Source organism: Diaphorobacter oryzae DSM 22780 (assembly GCF_059568935.1).
Genome location: NZ_JCANUL010000004.1, coordinates 24,070 through 42,287, shown reverse-complemented (window position 1 = coordinate 42,287; position 18,218 = coordinate 24,070). Strand labels below are relative to the sequence as shown.

General features: G+C 69.7%; 15 protein-coding genes. 6 read left to right on the top strand and 9 right to left on the bottom strand.

The genetic code is table 11. The features are described from left to right. Positions 1-41: 41 nt before the first annotated feature. Both nosZ and BP68_RS08070 read right to left on the bottom strand, forming a co-directional pair. Positions 42-1,976, bottom strand: a complete 1,935-nt coding sequence (gene nosZ / locus BP68_RS08075) for a TAT-dependent nitrous-oxide reductase (protein WP_496370479.1) — start codon at positions 1,974-1,976, stop codon at positions 42-44. Between the two features lie 11 nt (positions 1,977-1,987). Beyond that, positions 1,988-2,380 carry a DUF2946 family protein gene (locus BP68_RS08070; protein WP_496370477.1) on the bottom strand — a complete coding sequence of 131 codons (393 nt, stop codon included), beginning with the start codon at positions 2,378-2,380 and terminating at the stop codon, positions 1,988-1,990. Between the two features lie 181 nt (positions 2,381-2,561). On the opposite strand from BP68_RS08070, the gene BP68_RS08065 reads away from it, so the two are divergent. Then, the gene (locus BP68_RS08065; protein WP_496370475.1) at positions 2,562-2,978 is read left to right on the top strand and encodes a c-type cytochrome; all 417 of its coding nucleotides are present in this window, start codon (positions 2,562-2,564) and stop codon (positions 2,976-2,978) included. Between the two features lie 16 nt (positions 2,979-2,994). Then, positions 2,995-4,092: an FAD:protein FMN transferase gene (locus tag BP68_RS08060; protein ID WP_496370473.1), complete on the top strand. Its 1,098-nt coding sequence runs from the start codon at positions 2,995-2,997 to the stop codon at positions 4,090-4,092. A 109-nt stretch (positions 4,093-4,201) separates the two neighbouring features. On the opposite strand, the gene BP68_RS08055 is transcribed toward BP68_RS08060, so the two are convergent. Continuing rightward, the gene (locus BP68_RS08055; RefSeq protein ID WP_496370471.1) at positions 4,202-5,047 is read right to left on the bottom strand and encodes a symmetrical bis(5'-nucleosyl)-tetraphosphatase; all 846 of its coding nucleotides are present in this window, start codon (positions 5,045-5,047) and stop codon (positions 4,202-4,204) included. A gap of 314 nt (positions 5,048-5,361) precedes the next feature. On the opposite strand from BP68_RS08055, the gene BP68_RS08050 reads away from it, so the two are divergent. The 3 genes from BP68_RS08050 to BP68_RS08040 all read left to right on the top strand — a co-directional run bounded on the left by BP68_RS08050 (position 5,362) and on the right by BP68_RS08040 (position 10,298). Then, a complete protein-coding gene (locus tag BP68_RS08050) occupies positions 5,362-5,658 on the top strand; it encodes an H-NS histone family protein (protein ID WP_496370469.1) in 297 nt (98 codons plus the stop codon). A 400-nt stretch (positions 5,659-6,058) separates the two neighbouring features. Then, positions 6,059-8,983 (top strand): aconitate hydratase, encoded by a 2,925-nt coding sequence (locus BP68_RS08045; protein ID WP_496370467.1) that lies wholly within the window; start codon positions 6,059-6,061, stop codon positions 8,981-8,983. 79 nt (positions 8,984-9,062) lie between these two features. Next, positions 9,063-10,298: an FAD-dependent monooxygenase gene (locus tag BP68_RS08040; protein WP_496370465.1), complete on the top strand. Its 1,236-nt coding sequence runs from the start codon at positions 9,063-9,065 to the stop codon at positions 10,296-10,298. 51 nt (positions 10,299-10,349) lie between these two features. On the opposite strand, the gene BP68_RS08035 is transcribed toward BP68_RS08040, so the two are convergent. The 3 genes from BP68_RS08035 to BP68_RS08025 are packed head-to-tail and all read right to left on the bottom strand — an operon-like array spanning position 10,350 to position 13,563. After that, positions 10,350-11,612 carry an MFS transporter gene (locus tag BP68_RS08035; RefSeq protein WP_496370463.1) on the bottom strand — a complete coding sequence of 421 codons (1,263 nt, stop codon included), beginning with the start codon at positions 11,610-11,612 and terminating at the stop codon, positions 10,350-10,352. 48 nt (positions 11,613-11,660) lie between these two features. Beyond that, positions 11,661-12,494 carry a LytR/AlgR family response regulator transcription factor gene (locus BP68_RS08030; protein ID WP_496370461.1) on the bottom strand — a complete coding sequence of 278 codons (834 nt, stop codon included), beginning with the start codon at positions 12,492-12,494 and terminating at the stop codon, positions 11,661-11,663. Next, positions 12,454-13,563 (bottom strand): sensor histidine kinase, encoded by a 1,110-nt coding sequence (locus BP68_RS08025; RefSeq protein WP_496370459.1) that lies wholly within the window; start codon positions 13,561-13,563, stop codon positions 12,454-12,456. Before BP68_RS08025 ends, BP68_RS08030 begins: the two co-directional genes overlap by 41 nt. Positions 13,564-13,786: 223 nt before the next feature. On the opposite strand from BP68_RS08025, the gene BP68_RS08020 reads away from it, so the two are divergent. Continuing rightward, on the top strand, positions 13,787-14,611 hold the full coding sequence (locus tag BP68_RS08020; RefSeq protein ID WP_496370457.1) for an undecaprenyl-diphosphate phosphatase: 825 nt from the start codon (positions 13,787-13,789) through the stop codon (positions 14,609-14,611). Between the two features lie 28 nt (positions 14,612-14,639). On the opposite strand, the gene BP68_RS08015 is transcribed toward BP68_RS08020, so the two are convergent. The 3 genes from BP68_RS08015 to BP68_RS08005 form a co-directional block, all read right to left on the bottom strand. Further along, a complete protein-coding gene (locus BP68_RS08015; RefSeq protein WP_496370455.1) occupies positions 14,640-16,436 on the bottom strand; it encodes a diguanylate cyclase domain-containing protein in 1,797 nt (598 codons plus the stop codon). A 109-nt stretch (positions 16,437-16,545) separates the two neighbouring features. Continuing rightward, positions 16,546-17,361, bottom strand: a complete 816-nt coding sequence (locus tag BP68_RS08010) for an alpha/beta fold hydrolase (RefSeq protein WP_496370453.1) — start codon at positions 17,359-17,361, stop codon at positions 16,546-16,548. A gap of 15 nt (positions 17,362-17,376) precedes the next feature. Continuing rightward, positions 17,377-18,204: a proteasome-type protease gene (locus BP68_RS08005; protein ID WP_496370451.1), complete on the bottom strand. Its 828-nt coding sequence runs from the start codon at positions 18,202-18,204 to the stop codon at positions 17,377-17,379. Positions 18,205-18,218: the final 14 nt, after the last annotated feature.

Genomic DNA, 18,218 nt, shown 5'->3' with positions numbered 1-18,218 from the left:
CAAATACCCTGGGCGCGGGGACCCAGGGGGGTGAAGCGGCGTCAGCCTTCGACGATCATGCGCGTGCGCATCTCCAGGTGCAGCGCATGGCAGAAGTGCGTGCAGTAGCACCAGAAAACGCCGGGCTTGTCGGCGATGAAGGTCACCGACTTGGTCTCCAGCGGGTTCACGATGAAGTTGACGTTGTAGTGCGGGATGGCGAAGCCGTGCGTCAGGTCCTCGATCTTGTCCAGGTTGGTCAGGATCAGCGTGACCTCGTCGCCCTTCTTCACCGTGAACTCGCGCAGGCTGAAGGCCGGCGCCTGCGAGGTGATCTTCACCGTGACCTTCTTGCCGTTGCGCGTCACGCCCGACTCCTTCGGGTCCTTGATGGCCAGCGGCGACTCGTCCAGGTCATACACCTGCTTGGGCTTGACCAGGTCGCGCTTGAAGATGATGAAGTCGTGCGGCTCGCCGCGCACCGGGTGGTCGGCCAGCAGCACCATCTTCTCGCCCGAGATGTCGATCAGCTGCTCGTTCTCGGGGTGCAGCGGGCCCACGGGCAGGAAGCGGTCCTTGGAGAACTTGCAGCCCACGGCCAGGAACTTGCCGTCGGCGGCGCGCGTCTCGGACTGCGAGGCGTTGATGTGGCCGGGCTGGTAGTGCACGTCCAGGCGGTCCACCACGTACTTGGCGTTCTTGTCGCCCTTGTGGAAGGCGATGGCCTTCTCGATGTTCCACTTGACGATCTGGCTGTCCAGGAACAGCGTGGTGTAGGCGTTGCCGCGGCCGTCGAAGGCGGTGTGCAGCGGGCCCAGGCCCACTTCGACCTCGGCCACGATGGCGTCGTCGAGCTTTTCCAGCTTGCCGTCGAACCACTCCAGCACCTTGGCCAGCTCGATGGTGGTGGTGGTGGGCGAGAGCTTGCCGGCGCAGATGAAGTACTTGCCGTCGGGCGAGGCGTTCACGCCGTGCGGGTTCTTCGGCACGCTCACGTAGGCCACCAGGGCGGTCTTGGCGTCCTTGTTGGCCTCGTGCGTGCCGTCCACCACGGGCACCTTGGAGCTGCCGACGGTCTTGAACTTGCCGGCCTTCACGGCTTCTTCGATGCGCGCCACGTTGAAGAACAGGCAGGCGTCGCGCTCGGCGGACATCATGTCCTCGTAGTGGATGCCGTTCTCGACGTTGTACTGGTTGGTGGCTGCGAGCTTGCCGTCGAACGAGGTGGCTACCAGGTCGCAGTTGCCGTCGATCAGCACCTGCCAGCGCACTTCCATGGTCTCGGCGTCCACGCAGGTGAACATCGAGCGGTACTTGGTCGGATCGTTCACGCCCTTGCCGTCATTGGGCAGGGGGATGGCGAACTCGCCGCCGCAGAACACGCGCGTGGTGTAGTTGATCGCAGGATCGACCGGGTCGGCCTTGTCCGGGAAGATGCCGTGGAAGCCCTGCACGTTGGGTAGCTCGGTGATCTTGTCGCAGACGAAGTAATCAAGGCGGATGCGGGCGATGCGGGCGTTGATCTTGTCGTTGATCCAGGCGTAGCGGCCGTCGTAGTTGCCGTCCTTGTACGAGGCGTGCGTGTGGTGCGTGTCGGCGACGGTGTACTTCAGGCTGCCGTCGGCCTTGGTGCCCATCACCTTCTTGGATTCGTTGGTGATGCCCCAGCCCACCAGCGCGTCGGGCACGAAGCAGGGGATGCGGTGGATCTCGCGGCCCGAGGGCAGGCCCAGCACGCGCATGTCTCCGGTATGGCCGCCGCTCCACAGACCGTAGTAGGTGTCGAGTTCGCCGGGCTTGAGGTGCACGCTGGCGCCTGCATGGGCGGCCGGTGCCGAGGCCGGCGCGGGTGTGCCGGATGCCGCCGGGGCCGCCGCGGGCTTGTCGTTGCACGCGGCAACGCCCACGGTCAGGCCCGCCAGAGCGGCGGTGTTGATGAACCGTCGGCGACCCATGCCGGCGGTTTCGGTGCTCAGGTTCTCTTTCTTGTCGCTCATGATGTCCTCTTTCAGGTTGTGCAAACGGGAAACGGGGGCGCTCGCGCCGGTGGTGGCGCGGCCGATGGCTCGACGGCACGCACGCGGGGCGGCGCAGCGGGTGAATGGGTGCTGGCCTGCAGGGCCGGCGGCTTGCGGGGGGACGATTGCGGTGGCGCGGCGCCGACGAGGCACAGCGCGCAGTCCATGCCCAGGGTGTCGGGGGCGGCCTTGCCGCCGCTGTCGTGCACCACCAGGCTGGCGCTTCCGCTGCCGGAGCAGATCAGTTCCAGGGTGCGGGGCTGGACGAGCGGCGAGGCCATCGCCACCCCCAGGCCGAGGAAGAACCACGCTACCACCCACCGGCGCAAGCCGCTCAGGGAGCGCAGGGTGTGCATGGCGGTGGTGTGGGGTGAAGGTGTCATGGGTCTGCGGATCGCCGCCGTGGCGACGGCAGGCAAATGTTCACCTTGAATGTTTCTTTTGATATTGATTCATATCAAATGAATCATTGTGGAAAATACCCACACTGATGCCCATCAGACGGCGGGCGCTGTGCGCATGGCCCTCTGGTCCGTTTTGACGCACTGCACAAGAAAGGCTTTCATGAACAAGACATCCCTCACGATGGCGCTGGCCGCCGCCACCCTGCTGCTTGCCGCCTGCGGCAAGAGCGAGGCCCCCGCGCCCGCCGCGGCCCCTGCGCCCGCACCGGCAGCGGCTGCTCCCGCACCGGCTCCTGCCCCAGCCCCCGCGCCGGAGGCGGAAAACACCGCCGGCAAGAGCGTGTACGGCAAGACCTGCGCCATGTGCCACGCGGCTGGCGTGGCCGGTGCTCCCAAGCCCGGCGACAAGGCGGACTGGGCTCCCCGCATCGCCCAGGGCAAGGACACGCTCTACAAGCACGCCATCGAAGGCTTCAACGGCGCCAAGGGCGCCATGCCGGCGCGCGGCGGCTCCACCACGCTCAGCGATGACGACGTGAAGGCCGCGGTGGACTTCATGGTCGAGAAGTCGATCTGACGACCGGGAGCGCGCGATGAACGCAGATCGGCGCATGTCGGCCATGCAGCCAGCCGCCGGACGGTTGTCGCGGCGGCGCTTCGCCCTGGCCCTGCCGCTGCTGGGCGCGTTGCCGCATCTGGCACGCGGCGGCGCCCCGGCGTCCGCGGGCGAGGCCGCGCCGCCGCTGGAGCGGGCGAGCCGCGTCCTCATGGGAACGCGCGTGGACATCGCCGCCGCCGCGGGCAGTGCGGGCGACGCGCGCGCCCTGCGCGCGGCGATGGCGCAGGCGTTCGCGGAAATGGAGCGCCTGGAGGCGCTCATGAGCCGCTACCGTGAGGGCAGCGACGTGGCCCGCATCGGCGCCGCGGCGGGCCGCCATGCGGTGTCCGTGGCGCCCGAGGTCATGGCCGTGCTGCGCAGCGCGCAGCGGCTGCACCAGGACAGCGGCGGCGCGTTCGACGCCACCGTGGGCGCCTTGCGCGGCTGGCACTTCACGCCGGGCAGCGAGGCCGTGCCACAGCCGGCGGAGATCGCCCGCGCGCTGCGCCTGGTGGGCGCGCGGGGCCTCGTGCTCGACGCCCGGGCCGGCACGGCCTATCTGGAGCGGCCGGGCATGGCGCTGGACCTGGGAGGCGTGGCCAAGCTGCCCATCCTGCAGGCCGGCCTGCAGGTGCTGGAGAGCGCGGGCGTGGCCAACGCCCTCGTCAACGGCGGCGGTGACGTGCTGGTGACGGGCAGCCTGCACGGGCGCCCCTGGCGCGTGGGCGTGCGCGATCCCGCCGCGCCCGCGCGGCTGCTGGGCGTGCTGGAACTGCAGGGCAGCGGCGTGGTGGCCTCTTCGGGCGATTACGAGCGCGGCTTCGTGCGCAACGGGCGCCGCCTGCACCATGTGCTGGACCCGCGCACCGGCTGGCCCACCGAGGGCGTGCACGGCGTGGCCCTGCTGGCCCGCAGCGTGGACGCGGTGAACGGCTGGGGCACGGCACTCATGGTGCGCGGCCCGGGCGGGGCGCCCGCCTGGTGCGCACGCCATCCGGGCGTGGAGGCCATGGTGGCCGGCGTCGACGGCACGCGCTGGTGCTCGCCCGGCATGACGGCGGCACTCCAGCCCGCGCCCGCCCCCGTGGGCTGACCTTCCCACCTTGCGGGCCCGCCGGCCCGCGGGCGGGTTTGAAGTCTTTTTGGCCGTCAGCCCTTTTCTATCAAGCGCTGATAGCTACTGTTTTAATAGCGTTCGGTGTTCAGACGCCCGGCGCTTGTGCCTGGGGGCAGGTCACGTGGCAGTGCTCGCGCTCGGCCAGCGTGGCGCCAAAGCGCACGGCGCTCAGGCAGCCGCCCCAGACGCAGCCCGTGTCCAGTCCCAGCAGGTCGGGCCGGCTCATCCACCCCAGCGTGGACCAGTGGCCGAACGCGATCAGTGTGCCCCGCGTGCGCCGGTCCGGCGCGTCGAACCAGGGCACCAGGCCGGCGGGCGGGTGGTCGGCGCTTTCGGTGCTCTCGAAATCCATGCGGCCCTCGGGCGTGCAAAAGCGCAGCCGTGTCAGCGCGTTCACGATGATGCGCAGCCGTTCCATGCCCTGCAGGCCTGCGTCCCAGTGGTCCGGGCTGTTGCCGTACATCTGCTGCAGAAAGCCCGGCAGCCCCGGGCCCTGCAGCATGGCCTGAACCTCGGCCGCATGGCGCAGCACATCGTCCGCCGACCACTGCGGCAGCACGCCGGCATGCACCATGAGCAGGCTCTGCCCGCCATGCTCCACGCGCCGCGCCAGGGGCTGGTGGCATATCCAGTCGAGCAGCGCGTCGCGATCGGGTGCCTGCAATATGCCCTCCAGCGTGTCGCGGCGCGAGGGCTTGCGCACGCCGTACGCCGTGGCCAGCAGATGCAGATCATGGTTGCCGAGCAGCGCCCGCACGCTGTCGCCCAGGGCCATGCAGCGGCGCAGCACCGCGGCGGAGCCGGGGCCGCGGTTGACCAGGTCGCCCAGCAGATAAACGGTGTCGCGGCTGGGGGAAAAACCGATCAGCGAGAGCAGGCGCTCGAATGCATCGTCGCAGCCCTGGATGTCGCCCACGCAGTAAATGGCCATGTTTCTTGTCGTCAAGGTTGGTGGTGGAAGCCCTGATTGTCTCGCGCGCCTCGGTATCCCTGCACTGGTATCTGTTAGTAACTGGCGGATCAGGGGTGAGCGCTTCGGTGAAAGGGCGGGTGTTTTCAAAAAAAGACGGGTGACTTTGGGGGGCGGTGATATGCAAAGCGCACCAAAACGGTGCTGATGCCGGGATGCGGCGGTTTCGATGTGTTGCATGATGGCTGCATGGAATTGCCATACGCATGTAACGGTTTTTGGTTTCTCTCTTTATAATCAAGCGGCCCATTAATCTTTAACACCCCATATTCACTATGACCGTCAGCTACAAAGAACTGTTGAAACAGCGTGAGGCCCTTGAGCTGCAAATCGGCGAGGCCCGACGCCGCGAGTTGACGGCAGCCATTTCGCAGGTGCGCGATCTGGTGTCGGAATACGGGTTGACCCAGCAGGATGTATTCCCCACGGGACGCGGCGGCCGCACCTCGTCGACCAGCGGTACCAAGGTGGCGCCCAAATACCGCGACCCCGCCACCGGCCAGACCTGGACGGGCCGCGGCAAGGCCCCGAAGTGGATCCAGAACATGGACCGCGAGAAGTTCGCTATTTGAGCCATTGCATTAATGGCCCGCGCAGCGGGGCCATTGGCAAATCACCACCGGGGCGATTGCCCGCACCCGGTCATGAAAGGCCCGCCTTCGGCGGGCTTTTCCATTGGCGCATGTAAATCGACTGTGGATACTGCGCCGGCCGGGCGGCAATATGCGTTCGCCCCGCCCGGTGATGGCGCATGCGGTGTGCGGTGGATTCGGCGGTCGGCATATCCGCCAAGCTCGGCCGGCAATATGCGGCGGCGGCGCCGGGCTGACGCCTGGCATGAATGGCGGATGGCCGTGGATTGCGCAACCGTTTGACCACAGTGCGGGGCGAAGGTATTCGCCCCCCGCATTGGCGCCGCGGCGGGGCGCTGCCAGAATGGGGGCACTGTCGTCCCCCTCATGGAGTCACTACATGGCTGCTTCCATTCCCCAAGGCCACGCCTTCGCAGACACGCTCAAGACCTTCACCATGGCGTCGGGCAAGGGCGGCAGGTTCTATTCGCTGCCGGCGCTCGCGCGCCAGTTCCCGGGCGTGGGCCGGCTGCCGGTGTCGATCCGCATCGTGCTCGAATCGGTGCTGCGCAACTGCGACGGACGCAAGATCACGCCCGAGCATGTGCGGCAGCTCGCCAATTGGGGTGCCACCGCGCCGCGCAAGGATGAGATTCCCTTCGTGGTCGCGCGCGTGGTGCTGCAGGACTTCACGGGCGTGCCGCTGCTGGCCGATCTGGCGGCCATGCGCAGCGTGGCGCAGCGCCTGGGCATGAACCCCAAGAAGATCGAGCCGCTGGTACCCGTGGATCTGGTGGTGGACCACTCCATCATGGTGGACCACTACGGCAGCAAGAAGGCGCTGGACCTGAACATGAAGCTCGAATTCCAGCGCAACCGCGAGCGCTACGAGTTCATGAAGTGGGGCATGCAAGCCTTTGACACCTTCGGCGTCGTGCCGCCGGGCTTCGGCATCGTGCACCAGGTGAACCTGGAATACCTCGCGCGCGGCGTGCACCGGGGCGCGGACGGCGTGTACTACCCCGACACCCTGGTGGGCACCGACAGCCACACGACCATGATCAACGGCATCGGCGTGGTGGGCTGGGGCGTGGGCGGCATCGAGGCCGAGGCCGCCATGCTGGGCCAGCCGGTGTACTTCCTCACGCCCGACGTGGTGGGCCTGGAGCTTACGGGCCAGCTGCGCGAGGGCGTCACGGCCACCGACCTGGTGCTCACAGTGACCGAGCTGCTGCGCCGGCACAAGGTGGTGGGCAAGTTCGTGGAGTTCTTCGGCGAGGGCACGCGCACGCTGTCGCTGCCCGACCGCGCCACCATCGGCAACATGGCGCCCGAGTACGGTGCCACCATGGGTTTCTTTCCGGTGGATGAGAAGACCATCGACTACTTCCGCGGCACGGGCCGCACCCCGGGCGAGATCGAGGCCTTCGAGGCCTACTTCCGCGCCCAGGGCCTGTTCGGCGTGCCGCGCGCGGGGGACATCGACTACTCGCAGGTGGTGCGGCTGAACCTGGGCGACGTCACGCCCAGCCTGGCCGGCCCCAAGCGCCCGCAGGACCGCATCGAGATCGGCCAGGTGAAGACGCAGTTCGCCCGCCTGTTCAGTCAGCCCGTGGCCGAGAACGGCTTCAACCAGCCGGCCGAGCGGCTGGCGCTGCGCTACCGCGTCGGCTGCGGCGAGGGCGGGCCGGCGGCCGAGGCGCCGCAGCCCCATCTGGGCGCCGCGCGGCCCGTGGTGGAGATGGTGAGCAACCGCCCGACGCTGGAGACCGCCCATGCCCGCGCGCCGGCAACCTCGGTGTGCGAGCTGCCCGCACAGGAGGACAAGGCGCTGCGGATCGGCAATGGCGACGTGCTCATCGCCGCCATCACCAGCTGCACCAACACCTCCAACCCCAGCGTGCTGCTGGCCGCGGGCCTGCTGGCCAAGAAGGCGGTGGAGGCGGGGCTCAAGGTGCAGCCGCACATCAAGACCTCGCTGGCGCCGGGCTCGCGCATCGTGACCGAATACCTCACGCAGACCGGGCTGCTGCCCTACCTGGAAAAGCTGGGCTTCGCGGTGGCGGGCTATGGCTGCACCACCTGCATCGGCAACGCCGGCGACCTGGCGCCCGAGCTCAACGAGGCCATCACCCGCAACGACCTGGTGTGCGCGGCCGTGCTGTCGGGCAACCGCAACTTCGAGGCGCGCATTCACCCCAACCTCAAGGCCAACTTCCTGGCCAGCCCGCCGCTGGTGGTGGCCTATGCCATCGCGGGCACCGTGCTCAAGGATCTGATGACCGAGCCCGTGGGCCGGGGCAAGGGCGGGCGCGACGTGTACCTGGGCGACATCTGGCCCCGCAGCGAGGAGATTCATGCGCTGATGCGGCATGCCATGAACGGCCAGGCCTTCAAGGACAACTATGCCAAGGTCAAGACGGAGCCGGGCGCGCTGTGGACCAAGATCAAGGGCGTGACCGGCGACGCCTATGTGTGGCCCGCCAGCACCTATATTGCCGAACCGCCGTTCTTTGCCGATTTTGCTCTTGATACCATAGCTGCTAGCGCAGATGGGGCGGGCGCTGGAGGGCAAAAATACTCTGAATCCGTGCAGGGCGCGCACATCATGGCGCTGTTTGGCGACTCGATCACCACGGACCACATCTCGCCCGCGGGCTCGATCAAGGAAAGCTCGCCCGCCGGCCAGTGGTTGCTGCAGCATGGCGTGGCCAAGCCCGACTTCAACAGCTACGGCGCGCGCCGCGGCAACCACGACGTGATGATGCGCGGCACCTTCGCCAACGTGCGCATTAAGAACCTGATGATCCCGCCGCTGGCGGACGGCTCGCGCGAGGAGGGCGGCGTGACCCTCTACCAGGGCGACGGCCCCCTGCGCGGCACGAAGATGTCCATCTTCGATGCGGCCATGCAGTACATGGAGCGCAAGACGCCCACGGTGATCTTTGCCGGCGAGGAATACGGCACGGGTTCCAGCCGCGACTGGGCGGCCAAGGGCACGCAGCTGCTGGGCATCAAGGCGGTGGTGGCCCGGAGCTTCGAGCGCATCCACCGCTCCAACCTCGTCGGCATGGGCGTGCTGCCGCTGCAGCTGCGCGGCGGTGACTCCTGGCAGAGCCTGGGCCTGAAGGGCGACGAGCGGATCGACGTGCTGCCCGACCCCGCCCTCACGCCGCAGAGCGAGGCGCGGCTGGTCATCCACCGCGCCGACGGCTCGCGGCGCGAGGTGCCGGTCACGCTGCGTATCGACACCCCCATCGAGGTGGACTACTACCGCGCCGGCGGCATCCTGCCCTACGTGCTGCGCCAGTTGCTCACGGCCTGATGGCGCACGGCCTGACAGTGCGCAAACCGGGCCCGCGCGCGTTGCTTGCACGGCCGCGCGGTGGGCCGACAATCGCGGCATGCAAAAACAGATCTTGATTGCCGGCGGCGGCATCGGGGGGCTGGCCGCCGCTCTGGGTTGCTCGCGCGCGGGCTGGGAGGTGCGCCTGTTCGAGCGCGCCGCCGCGTTCACCGAGGTGGGCGCGGGCGTGCAGATCGGCCCGAACGTGGTGCGCCGGCTGCAGGCCTGGGGCCTGCAGGGCGCGCTGCAGGCGGTGGCGGCCTTTCCCGAGCGGCTGCAGGTGCGCAGCGCACTCTCCGGCGCCGAGCTGGGCGCGCTGCGCCTGGGCGCCACGGTCATCGAGCGCTACGGCGCGGCCTACGCCACCATCCACCGGGCCGACCTGCACGGCCTGCTGCTGGACGCGGTGAGCGACCGGCCCCTGGTCCACCTGAACCTGGGCCAGGCCATAGAGCACCATGCCGAGGAGGGCGGCGTCGTCACCGTGCGCGTGGTGCGCCAGGACGCCGGCGCCGATGGCGCCCAGGCCGTGCTGGTGGAGGGCGACGCCCTGCTCGGCGCCGACGGCCTGCGCAGCGGCACGCGCGCGCGCCTGCTGGGCGAGGCGCCCACGCGCGTCTCGGGCCACCTGGCCTACCGCGCCGTGGTGCGCCAGGACGCGCTGCCGCAGGCGTTGCGCAGCCAACAGGTCACGGCCTGGCTGGGCCCGCGCCTGCACGTGGTGCAGTACCCGCTGCGCCGTGGCGAGCTGATGAACGTGGTGGCCATACGCCACGGCCAGCCGCCGGCCGATCTGGATTCCTGGGACCATGGCGCCAACGCCGCCGACCTGGAGGCCGCCCTGACGCAGACCTGCACCCCGCTGCAGGACCTGGTGCGCGCCGTGCCCCAGGCCGGCAGCGGCTGGCGCCTGTGGCCGCTGCTGGACCGCCCGCCCGTCGCCGGCCCGCAGGAGATGGCCCAGGGCCTGGTGGCGCTGCTGGGCGACGCGGCCCACCCCATGCGGCCCTATCTGGCGCAGGGCGCGGGCATGGCCATCGAGGATGCGGCCGAGCTGCAGCGGGCCCTGGCCATGCACGACCTGGAGGTGCCCCTGCGCCTGCGCCGCTACGCGCTCAACCGCTGGCAGCGCAATGCGCGCGTGCAAGAGCGCGCGCGCCGCAATGGGCGCATCTTCCACGCCACCGGCCCCCTGCGCTGGGGGCGCGACCTGGGCCTGCGCCTGCTGGGCGAGCGCCTGCTGGACGTGCCCTGGCTCTACCGGGGCGATGGCTCTAGCGCCAGTTTGCTATAGTATTTGTAGCTATTTGCGCTTGATGGGTAAGCGCTGGAGGCCTATTTGGCTTCAAACCCCGTCGCGCGGCGGGTGCGGCAGCAGCCGAAAGGCCAGGGCCGCCAGCGCCAGCAGCGCTGCGATGCAGCCCATCACCGCGACGAAGGGGTCTTGCGCGCCGGCCTTGGCCAGCGAGGCCACCAGCCCCGTGAACCACTGCATCGCCGCCACGCCCAGGAACATGGCCATGGTGAACACCGCCATGGCCCGCCCCGTGAGCGCCGACGGGTAGGCCGCGCGCACATCGGCGTACTGCAGCACGATGTAGCCTGACAGCAGGCCCACGGCCAGCGCCGCAGCCACGTCCAGCGCCGCGTGCTGCACCAGCGCCAGCGCCAGGAACAGAGCGGCCATGAGCAGCGTGCAGGCCACCAGCCAGCGCCGCCGCGTGGCAGCCCCCGGGTCCATGCGGCCGAACAGCAGTGGCCCCAGCAGCGACACCACCGACACCACCAGCGCCACGTTGCCGCTTTGCACCAGCGAAAAGCCGTGCCGCTCGATGAGCAGCGGCCCCAGCCACAGCCCGCGCAGCGAGATGAAGGCCGCATAGGTCACGGCGCCCAGCACCACGATGCCCCAGGTGTGCGGCAGCATGAACAGCGCGCCGAAGCGCGCCACCGCCTCGCGCACCGACTCGCGCGGCGCATGGCCCGCCGCGGCCGGTGCGGGCTCGTGCACGCTGCGCCAGATCCACAGCCAGGCCAGCAGCGCCAGCAGCGCCAGCACGCCGAAGCCCGCGCGCCACGACCACTGCTGCACCAGCCAGGCCAGCGGCGTGCCCGTGAACAGCATGCCCAGCGTGCCCAGCGCCATGGCGGTGCCGGACATGGCCGCGAAGCGCTGGGGCGCGAAATGCCGCGCGATGAACACCGTGCACACCAGAAAGGCCGGCGCGCAGCCCACGCCGATCAGCACCTGGCCCAGCAGCAGCGTGCCATAGCCCGGCGCCAGCGCCGAGAGCAGGGCGCCCGCAATGCCCAGCGGAAAGGCCGCCAGCACCGTGCGGCGCACGCCGTACAGGTCGATGCCGATGCCCATGAACAGCTGCATGGCGCCGAAGGCGAAGTGAAACGTGCCGGCGAACAGGCCCAGCGCCTGCGGCGACAGCCCGAAGTCGGCCTGCAGCGGCGCGGCCATGATGGCGGCCACGGTGCGAAAGGCCTGGCTCAGCGCGAAGCCCGAGGTCAGCGCCACCAGCATTAGCAGGGCGGCGTGGGGGGACGGGGTGGGTGCGTGCGCGGAAGTGGCGGGGACGGAAGAGGCGGCGTCGGGCATGGGCGCAAGGCTACACCGGATGCGGCCTGCTTGCCGGCGGCGCCGGCGCTACATGGCCTTGAACAGCGGCGCGTAGAGCCGGCTCACGGCGAGCCGCTCGGGCCGCTCGCGCAGGTGCAGGTGCAGCCGCCCGGCCTCGTCGCGCGTGGCGCTGGCGATGGCGGTGGAGCGCACCAGCGTGCCCCGGTGCACCTGCCAGAAGATGGTGGGGTCCAACTGCGCGGCCAGCTCCTTGAGCGGCGTGCGGATCAGGTATTCGCGCTGGGCCGTGAGCACGCGCACGTACTTGTCGGCGGCCTCGAAGTACAGCACCTCCTGCACCGGCACCATGTGGATCTGGCTGCCGCTGCTGGCCTGGATCATGCTGAGCGGCGCCGCGGGCGGCGGGTGCGTCATGCCCAGGCCCGGCGCCTGCACCAGCTCGCGCAGCTGGGCCAGGGTCTGCTCCAGCGCGGGCAGGCTAGCCGGCAGGGCGGCCGGCGCGGCACGCTGCGCCAGCACCTGCCGCAGCTTGTGCACGGTCTTGTGCAGGCGGGCTGCCTGCACCGGCTTGAGCAGGTAGTCCACGGCCTGGGCCTCGAAGGCCTGCACGGCGTACTGGTCGTAGGCGGTGACGAAGACCAGCGCGGGAAAGGGCGTGGCGTCGGGCCAGGCGTCGGCCAGCTCCACCGCGGCCTCCAGGCCGCTCTGGCCCGGCATGCGGATGTCGAACAGCAACACGTCGGGCCGCAGCGCCAGCGCCTCGCGCACGGCGGACAGGCCGTCGCCCACGCTGGCGGCGATGTGCAGCTCGGGCCAGGCCTGCTTCAGCTCGTGGCGCAGGGCCGCGGCCAGCAGGGGTTCATCCTCGGCAATCAGGGCCTGCGGGGAGGTCGAGTGCATGGTTTTCCAAGGGAAAAGTGATGATTGCGGCCGTGCCTTCTGCGTCATCAGCTATCAATTCAAGAGCGCCTGCCGCACCGTACAGCGTGCCCAGGCGCTCGCGCACCTGTTGCAGGCCGAAGCGCGAGGACTGGGGCGAGGGCTGGGGCTGCGCCGCATCGGCCGCGGCCAGGCCGACGCCGGTGTCGCGCACGCTGAGCCGCACGCGCGGTGCCTGTCCCTCGTCCCGCAGCAGGCAGGCCTGCACGCTGATGCGGCCGCCTTCCACCCGGGGCTCCAGCCCGTGGCGGATGGCGTTTTCCACCAGCGGCTGCAGCAGCAGCGGCGGCACGGGCACGTCGCGCAGCGGCGCGGGCAGGTCCAGCGAGAACGCCAGCCGCGGCCCCATGCGCACGGTCATGAGCTCCAGGTAGTCCGCCAGCCGCGCGAACTCGTCGGCCAGCGGGTGCAGCGTGGCGCGCGAGGCGCCCAGCGTGGCGCGCAGGTAGGCGATGAAGTGGTCCAGCATGGCCTGGGCGCGCGGCGGGTCGGTGGCCACCAGCACGCGCAGGTTGGCCAGGGTGTTGAACATCATGTGCGGCTCGAGCTGCGCCTCCAGCAGCTTCAGGCGCGCCTCGACCGCGTCGCGCTGGGCGCGGGCCATCTTGGCCTGCAGGAAGCGCGCCTTGCTCCGGCTGTGGAAAAAGAACGAGATCGCCGCGCCGGCTGCGAGGGTGATGAGCAGCGAGGACAGGGCTTCGTGCCCGCGCAGCCAGGACCGGTCGCCCAGCCGCCCTCCCATGTACAGGTGCCCGATCACCGAGCCCGCCACGAAGCCCGTCACCGTGCCGGTCAGGACGAGCAGCGCTCCCCAGGGCGCGGGCGGCCAGGGAATGGCGCTGCGGCGCGTGAGCACCATGCGCCCCATGTCCACGGTGAACCAGCTCACCAGGCCGATGGCCATGGCGTAGACCAGGTTCACGTCCCAGGTGTCGTGGCCGGTCAGCGTGATGCCCAGGGCCACCAGGCAGCAGAAGGCCGCCGTGGTCAGCAGGCGGCAGGTGAAGGCAAGGGGGTGGTTGACATGCATGGCGGTGGCGCGGGCGGCACCATTGTGCGGCAGGCGCCGTGCGGCCTGCGGCGGACCGCATCGCCGGTGCGACGGGCGGCGCCTGGGCGGCGCGGGCGGCAGCGGGCGGGCGCGAGCGGTGCCTGCGGCGGGCGCGGCAAGCCCCCACGGACCCGTCGGCATCGGCCCGCCGCAACGCGGCGCGGATAATCCGGGCTTTGGTTTTTTCCGTCAGGACGCTCGCGTGGATACTCTTTTGCTGCTCAAGGCCGCCATCATGGGCGTGGTCGAGGGGCTGACCGAATTCCTTCCCATCTCCTCCACTGGCCACCTGATTCTTGCGGGCTCCCTGCTCGGCTTCGATGATGCCAAGGCCAAGGTCTTCGACATCGCCATCCAGACCGGCGCCATCTTCGCGGTCATCCTCGTGTACTGGCAGCGTATCCGCGCCACGCTGCTGGCGCTGCCCAGCCAGCGGCAGGCGCAGCGCTTCGCGCTCAACGTGCTGATCGGCTTCCTGCCCGCCGTGGTGCTGGGGCTGCTGCTGGGCAAGGCCATCAAGGCCCATCTGTTCACGCCGGTGGTGGTGGCCAGCACCTTCATCCTGGGCGGGCTGATCATTTTGTGGGCCGAGCGGCGCCAGCAGGTGGCCGTGCGCATCCACGCGGTAGACGACATGACGGCGCTGGACGCGCTGAAGGTGGGCCTGGTGCAGTGCCTGGCCATGGTTCCGGGCACCAGCCGCAGCGGCGCCACCATCATCGGCGGCATGCTGCTGGGCCTGTCGCGCAAGGCGGCGACGGACTATTCGTTCTTCCTGGCCATCCCCACGCTGATCGGTGCCGGGGTGTACAGCCTGTACAAGGAGCGCGCGCTGCTGCAGATGAGCGACGTGCCGCTGTTCGCCGTGGGGCTGCTGTTTTCCTTCATCAGCGCCTGGCTGTGCGTGCGCTGGCTGCTGCGCTACATCAGCACCCACAGCTTCGTGCCGTTCGCCTGGTACCGCATCGCCTTCGGGCTGGTGGTGCTGGTCACGGCCTGGACGGGCGTGGTGAGCTGGGTGGAATAGGCACGGGCCGGCGGCGGCCGGGCGCGGCTCAGCTGGAGGCCAGCGCCAGGTCGCCCGTGTTGCGGCGCACGCAGAACTTGCCCTGCTGCTTGCCGCTGTACATGGCGGCGTCCGCCAGGCGGATGAGGGCGGCGGCGTCGGTCGCGTCCACAGGGGCCAGCGCGTAGCCGATGGTCAGGCCCACATGGACGTCCTGGCCCCGGATCTGGAAGGGCTCCAGGAAGGATTCGAGCAGCTTGATGCCCAGGTCGTGGGCCTGCATGGTGCTGGGCAGGCGGTGCGCCATGACCACGAACTCGTCGCCGCCCACCCGGGCGACGAGGTCGGCGGCGCGCAGCCGCTGGCGCAGGCGCTGGGCCACGGCCACCAGCAGCCGGTCGCCGACATCGTGGCCGTGCAGGTCATTTACGGGCTTGAAGCCATCCAGGTCCAGCACATAGACGGCCAGCAGCCTGTCTGCCCGCGCATGGGGCAGGGCGGCGCCCAGCGCCGCGTCCAGCCCGCGGCGGTTGGGCAGGCCGGTGAGGGGGTCGGTGTGGGCCAGCGAATGCAGGGCGTCGCGCTCGCGGCTGGTGTGCCGCACCTCGTCGCGCAGCCAGGTGTTGCGCAGGTCCAGCATGCGCATGAACAGCAGCATGTCCATCACGGCGCCGAACTGGAAGGTGTGCATGGGCCAGAACGTGGCCGGCAGCACCCCCTGCACCAGCAGCGCCAGCGTCATGGCGGTGGTGACATAGACGGCCCAGGCCAGGATCAGCGTGCGGCCGATGGGGTCGCCCTCGCGCATGCGCCGGATGGCCATGGGCACGCTGATCAGCGACGGCAGGGGGCCCAGGACGGTCAGCACCGTCATGGCCGCGGGGGTGGACAGCAGGTCCAGCAGGAAGGCTGCGCACAGCAGGCCGGCGATGGCGGCGCCGCCTTGCATGATGCGCAGGAACAGCCCGGTGCTGCGCACCAGCGCGTGTCCCATGAACAGGAAGGCGCCGATCACGGACAGGAAGGCCAGCGTGGTGCCTGCATGCAGCTCCAGCCAGGGCATGCCGCCCCAGACGATCTGCGAGCCCAGACCGAAGAACTGAAAGGAAAACCCCGCGCTGCCCAGCACCAGCAGCACGTAGTAGGCGAAGACCTGTTCCCGCAGCACGATGGCCTGTGCCATGCCGTAGACCAGCAGGCAGGCGGCCAGGCCCGCGAACAGGCCTTGCAGCGTCTGCTCGCGCAGCGCCGGTGGGACCATGGCCTGCCATTCGCCCACCCGCATGGGCAGAATCATGCCGCCCAGCGTGTGCACGCGGATCAGCAGGTCGTAGCTGCGGCCCGGCTCCAGCGGCAGGGCCAGTGCCGGCGTGCGCCAGTCCAGGGCGAGGGGGCTGCGCTCCTGCAGGCTACCCAGGGCATGGTGTTCGATGATCTGGCCGTCGGCGGCCAGATACACATCCAGCTCATGCAGCAGCGGGTAGTCGATGTTGAGAACCCACGGGTTGCCCGTGGGTGGCGTGGAGCCCGTCTGGACGCGCAGGCTGGCATGCAGCCAGACGGCGTCCTGGCGCACGCCCAGGGAGCCGCCCTGCGTGGGGGGCGCCGCAAAGTCTGTCCGGCTGGCCAGCATGTCCTGCGCGGTGCGTGCCAGCGTGGCATCGGCCTGCAGGCACAGGTGCTTCCAGAGGTTCACGGGCGCCGTGCCCGGCGTCAGCTCCAGCGGTGCGCAGGCCTGCGCCACGCCGCCATGCAGGCTGCCCAGCAGCCACAGCAGCGCTGCCAGCGCACGGCAGCGGGCGCCGGGAGGCAGGAAACCGTTCCAAAGCAACGCCAACAGTCGCATCGCTCCTCCAGAGGATGTGCGAATGTATCACTGCGTAACTATTTCTTGATCTATCGCACGCCATGGATGGCGCACGGGTGACAGCGTGGGGCGCGTCCGGGCCCCGCGTTCAGCGCCGGGCGGCCCCTTCCAGGTTCTGCAGTGCTGCCTCGATCGCCGCGGCCGTGGCCAGGGGCTGCTCCATGGGAAAGAGGTGGCTGCCGTCCAGCATCATCACCCGGCCCTGGGTGATGCGCCGTGTCATGCCCATGCCCACCTGGCGCATTTCCGCCGATTCGAGCCCGCCGATGAAGGCGGCCGGGCAGCGCAGCGGATGCGTGTGCAGCAGCCGCGCCAGGTTGTGCGGCAGGGTGTTGTAGATCTGGGTCTCCACGGCGCGGTCGAAGGACAGCACGCGCTTGCCGTCCTGTTCGTGCAGGCCGTGCATCACGTAGTCCTGCAGCACGCGCGGGTCCCAGCGCGCAAAGGCCTTCTTGCGGCGAAAGTGCTCCAGCGCCTCGTCGGCGCTGGTCCAGCTGTTGCGGCGCGCGCGGCTCACGCGGCCCGGAGAGACGGCGCCCACCACCTGGGTCTGCTTGGCCACGCCCAGCGCGCTGGCGCGCCAGCCGCCGATGAGCGGCGAGTCGATCAGCACCACGCCGCGGGCCAGATCGGGGTGCCGGGCGGCGGCCATGACACTCAGGAAGCCGCCCAGCGAGTGGCCCACCAGAAAGGCCTGCTCGCCCGTGCGCTGCTGCTGCTCGGCGGCGAAGTCGGCCAGGTGCTGCACCAGATGCGGCCAGTTGTTGCTGACGGGGTACTTTTCGTCATGGCCGTAGCGCTCCACGGCGCTGACCTGAAAGCCCCGGTCGCGCAACTGCTCGAACAGCACGCGGTAGGTGCCGGCCGGGAAGCTGTTGGCGTGCGAGAAGACGATGGAGGGCATGGTCGCTCAGGCGGTTCAGACGAGCTTGTCGCGCGGGGTGGTGATCTTCTGGAGCGGCCGGCTGCGCGCCGACTCCACGCGGATCGGCACCTCGGTGGCGCCGCCGTTCCAGGCCGGGTCTTCGATGCTGTCGAAGACCTGGCGCAGCTTGTGGCCCCAGTTGTCGTGCAGCATGCGGAAGTAGGGATTGTTTTCGTCGATGCAGACGATGTTGTCGCAGGTCAGCCGCCCCTGCTCGTACACCACCAGGTCCAGCGGCAGGCCGACCGACAGGTTGGACTTGAGCGTGCTGTCCATGGACACCAGCGCGCATTTGGCCGCCTCGTTCAGGGGCGTGTCGGGCGTGAGCACGCGGTCGAGCACGGGCTTGCCGTACTTGGACTCGCCCACCTGGAAGTACGGCGTCTCGGCGGTGGCCTCGATGAAGTTGCCGGCCGAATACACCTGGAACAGGCGCATGCCCTCGCCCCGGATCTGCCCGCCCAGCACCAGCGACACGTTGAAGTCCACGCCCGCGCGCTTGAGCGCCGCGCCGTCGCGCTCATGCACGCGCCGCACGGCCGCGCCCAGCACGCGCGCTACGTCGAACATGCTGGTGGCGTTCCAGATCGTGATGGGCGGGCCGTCGCCCGGGTCCTGGATCTGCTCCACCTGCAGGATTTCGCGCACCGACTGCGAGATGCTCAGGTTGCCGGCGGACAGCATCACCATGAAGCGGTCGCCGGCCTTCTCGTAGACCATCATCTTGCGAAACGAGCTGATCTGGTCCAGGCCGGCGTTGGTGCGGGAGTCGGACAGGAACACCAGGCCGGCGTTGAGTTTGATGGCGACGCAGTACGTCATGGGGCGGCGAAAGG